Raw genomic sequence first — 4,384 nt, 5'->3', positions numbered from 1 at the left:
TAAACATGGAAAAATCATAGGACGCATCAGGAATAACATCCCTATTATAAAAAGCAGTATGAAACAAATAGTTATATGACGTTTTTGCATGTGTTTAGCATAGCTAATTTACTGAAAAATATGCAATTTATTTTTCCTATGTTGAAAGTATTTTACGATTTGTAATACTATCATTTTTTACTAAAATTTAGTTGTTTAATCCGCAGGCAAAGATAGATTTTGAGCTCTCTAAATATCTCTTTTGCTATTATAATTATGCTAGTTAATAGGGGAAGTAACTTTTATATGATGTCAGAAATTTTATTTTTCGGAAAGAATCTTGGATAGAGAGGAAAGCTTCTACAAAAAGAAATATGTGCGCTAAGAAATACAAAATAGCAGCATTAATAGTTGCAGCGGGAGTAGGCAGTAGATGCAATTCTACGATTCCTAAGCAATATATAAAACTGGCAGGTAAATCTGTTTTATTTCATACAATTAAAAGATTTCTGGCTAACCAATATATAGATTACATAAGAATAGCAATTAATAGAGACCATGAAAGTTTCTATGAGAAAGCTATATCACTAATTACAGACACTAAATTACTAAGCCCTGTATACGGAGGAGAAAACAGGCAAAGTTCAGTTAAACTAGGGCTTGAAAGCTTACAAAAAATTAACCCAGATTTTGTAGTTATACACGATGCTTGTAGGCCTTTTGTGTCAGATGTTCTGATAGATAACTTGGTTGAATCTATGATTAATGATCAATATACAGGAGTAGTTCCAGCAATAGAAGTTGAAGACACTATGTCATTGGTGAGTAATAGTTTTATTGAATCTACGATTTCAAGAGGAAAGCTCAGAGCCATACAAACCCCTCAAATTTTTAATTTCAAAGAATTATTATCATGCCATCAATCAGTCAAAGAATTTACTGACGATTCATCACTAATGGTAGAGCACAAAAAACATGTTGCGATTATTAAAGGTGAGAAAAGCAATTTTAAGTTAACCACAAAAGAGGATATCAATATGGCAAAGCTTCTTTTTGAAGAGCCAAAATTTCGTGTCGGAGCCGGTTATGATATACATAAGTTCATTAAAGTTCAAAATGGTGCTGAAAGCTTTATAAAAATTTGCGGTGTGAAAATTGAACACAACATGGCAATAGAAGCGCACTCTGATGGTGATGTTGCAATACATGCAATCGTTGATGCAATACTCGGAGCACTGGGATGTGGCGACATAGGAGAGCACTTTCCTCCTAGTTCCTCTGAATGGAAAGATTGCAATTCATCTCACTTTCTTGACTTTGCTGCTAAAAAAGCAAAAGAAAAAGGGTACAGCGTGTCTAATTTAGATATTACTATAGTTTGTGAAGAGCCTAAAATATCGCCTTACAAAGTAGAAATGAAGAAATTCATATCAAAAGCATTAGAAATTGATGATGAATTTGTAAATATCAAAGCAACCACTGCAGAGAAATTAGGTTATATTGGAAGAAATGAAGGAATAGCAGTGCATGCTTCTGTGTTATTGCATACAAACTTTTATTGGAAATAGAAACGAAAAAACTTACTTGACACCCTTCGCCAGCCCCCTTATCATGAAACTGAAGCTATTTATTTATCTTCTCTGTACAGATTAAATGACAAAAAAACTCAACGTATTTGGCGTCTCATGTTTAATTTTTTGCACTATGTGCACCTTATGTCTTTATCAAATTTCTAGCTATACAAGCTAAAATGCGCTTATAAAGCATTTAAAACATCAAAAAACGCCAACTTAAAAAATGGATAGTGAGTAATTAGCTACCCTAGGTTTTCTTTGCCTTTTTTTCTGTTTAGTAAATTTCTTAATGTTTATAATTTAGATTAGTTGCGGCTTAAAAGCAGATGAATCGCGGTTATTAAACGTTTAGAATAAAAAAACGCCATACTTGAAAGTATAATGTAAGTAACTAGCCAACCACGGGGCTTCTTTTGCCTTTTTTTTCGTTTGGTAAATTTCTTAAACATTTATGGCTAAACGACAATCGTCATCCCGCTACTTGTTAGCGGGATCTAGAGATACCGCGGCGGCATGACGTAGGACTGCTGTCATTCAAGTAGCTGACGCTGGAATCCAGCCTTGCTGTAATCTCATCAAGAACGTTGTGTTTTAACATAAGATCAGCCACTTTTATGCTTACCAACTTAATAAAATTCCTGGATCCAAGTAGTCAGGCTACTCGAATGACACCTTCATAAAGTGAAATGAGATCCCGCTAACAAGCAGCGGGATGACGAGAAAGGGGCTACTCGGATGATACCCTCATAAAGTAAAATGAGATCCCGCTAACAAGCAGCGGAATGACGGGAAAAGAGGTGCTGGGATGACACCTTCACAAAGTGAAATGAGATCCCGCTAACAAGCAGCGGGATGACGGGAAAAGAGGTGCTAGAATGACACCGTTTACTATGTAACATCTCATCATATCACAATGTTCGTACAGTTGTGGCGGTATGACGTAGAAAAACTGTTAACTTAAATCTATATTGACATGTCCCATTTTACGCTTATCCCTAACCTCTTTTTTCCCATATATGGTTAAACTAGCTTTTTCGTTGCTCAAATACTTATGAGAATCATATATATCATTACCTATTATATTTTTCGTCATACAAGGAAAGCGTAATACTACTTCCTGCATAGGTAGCCCGCATATTATCCTAACTAGCTGTTCAAATTGACTAACGTTACATGCATCCAAGCTCCAGTGGCAAGAATTGTGAGGTCTTGGAGCTAGTTCATTAACTAACAATTCGTTATCCTTAGTAACAAAAAATTCAATAGCCAGAATTCCTATTACATCAAGCGCATTTGCTATTTTCTTTGCAGCTCGTTGTACCTCTTGAGTTAATTTACTATCTATTTTAGCTGGCACTGTTGAAGTATCAAGTATTCCATCAACGTGGTAATTTTCTGCTATAGGAAAAAAAGCTACTTTACCGTTTTTATCTCTTGCAACGACTATTGAAACCTCTTTCAGTAAATCAACACTTGCTTCAAGAATGTACTCTGTATTCCAATCAAAGGAAGCAAATTGCTTCACTTCAGAATCATTCTCAAGCACATATTGCCCTTTTCCATCATAACCCATTTCTGTTGTTTTCAGCCTTGTTGGATAGCCAAAAGCTCTACTGCTTTTCAGTAGCTCATTATAATTTTGTATACTTTTGTATTCAGCAGTTTTTATACTCAAGCTTCTAATGAAATCTTTCTCTCTAAGCCTATTTTGCGCAATGTGTAACGCTTTTTTACCCGGATAAAAATTTACATCGATATCAATTGCACTACATGGAATATTTTCAGACTCAATAGTGACCAAATCCACACTCTGTGCAAAAGATTCAAGCGCTTTCTTATCAGAGAAATCTGCTATTGTGAAATCATCAGCAATAGAACAAGCTGGATCGTCTTTAGCACTGGCAAAAACATGTATTTTTTGTCCAAGTTTTGTTGCAGCGATAGCAGTCATTTTACCTAATTGTCCACCACCTATTATTCCTATTACTTTTTTGCTCAGCGCATCTGGTTCATTCATACTATAAATTGATATTTCCTAATTAAAGTATACTTGAAAAATCTATGAAAAAAGTATATAATTAAAATACTATTTTCTTATCATGAATATTTTATAATGATAGAATACACACTAACTACCAACTTTGTTGAAGTTACAGTTTTACCAATTTATATTGAAGAGCAATCCATTCCTTATGAAAATTGCTATGTATGGATGTATAACGTTAAGATAAAAAACAAAAGCCAATCAACTATTCAATTGTTAAGTCGTCATTGGCAAATAATAGATTATAAGGGAAAAGTAAATGAAATTGCCGGAGTTGGTGTTATCGGAGAACAACCTGTGATAAAATCTGGAGAGGTATTTAAATACACAAGTGGAACATACTTAAATGTACCGTCAGGAATAATGCAGGGTAAGTATGAATTTCTGAATGAAGAAAGCATAAAAGTTTTTGAAGTTATGATACCACCCTTTTCTTTGGATAGTCCATACATCAAAACTAGACCCCATTAACTGTCAAAATAGTTTATTTGTAACCAGACTGCATTCTGTGATTTTTAGCAAAGCACGATACACAATCGTCATCCCGCTACTTGTTAGCGGGATCTATGCTAAGATACCGCGAATGAATCGCGGTATGACGGTTCGCGGCGGCATGACGATAAGCTCGTCATCCCGCTACTTGTTAGCGGGATCTATGCTAAGATACCGCGAATGAATCGCGGTATGACGGTTCGTGGCGGTTATGACGTGTTAGCTATAGCTATCTTCAAAAATATGGTTGAATAATTGTTAATAATAGTGTATAATTATTAATATTTTTAAGCAC

3 protein-coding genes are annotated in these 4,384 nt (G+C 34.9%); 2 read left to right on the top strand and 1 reads right to left on the bottom strand.

Annotated features, from left to right (window positions below):
• Positions 1-353 precede the first annotated feature (353 nt).
• Entirely contained in the window at positions 354-1,547 is a 1,194-nt protein-coding gene (locus tag OZD62_RS03920) for a bifunctional 2-C-methyl-D-erythritol 4-phosphate cytidylyltransferase/2-C-methyl-D-erythritol 2,4-cyclodiphosphate synthase (RefSeq protein WP_010963060.1), read from the top strand.
• A 958-nt stretch (positions 1,548-2,505) separates the two neighbouring features.
• Here the strand turns inward: OZD62_RS03920 and OZD62_RS03915 are convergent.
• Positions 2,506-3,570, bottom strand: coding sequence for a 5-(carboxyamino)imidazole ribonucleotide synthase (locus tag OZD62_RS03915; RefSeq protein WP_010082017.1), 1,065 nt, complete (start codon positions 3,568-3,570; stop codon positions 2,506-2,508).
• A gap of 96 nt (positions 3,571-3,666) precedes the next feature.
• Between OZD62_RS03915 and apaG the strand changes: the two genes are divergently transcribed.
• On the top strand, positions 3,667-4,068 hold the full coding sequence (gene apaG, locus OZD62_RS03910) for a Co2+/Mg2+ efflux protein ApaG (protein WP_007549064.1): 402 nt from the start codon (positions 3,667-3,669) through the stop codon (positions 4,066-4,068).
• The last annotated feature ends 316 nt before the right edge of the window (positions 4,069-4,384 follow it).

This window comes from Wolbachia endosymbiont of Drosophila seguyi, assembly GCF_028981765.1.
Taxonomy (GTDB): Bacteria; Pseudomonadota; Alphaproteobacteria; order Rickettsiales; family Anaplasmataceae; genus Wolbachia; species Wolbachia pipientis.
Note: the sequence above shows the minus strand (reverse complement) of the source record. Positions and strands in the feature narration are given on the sequence as shown.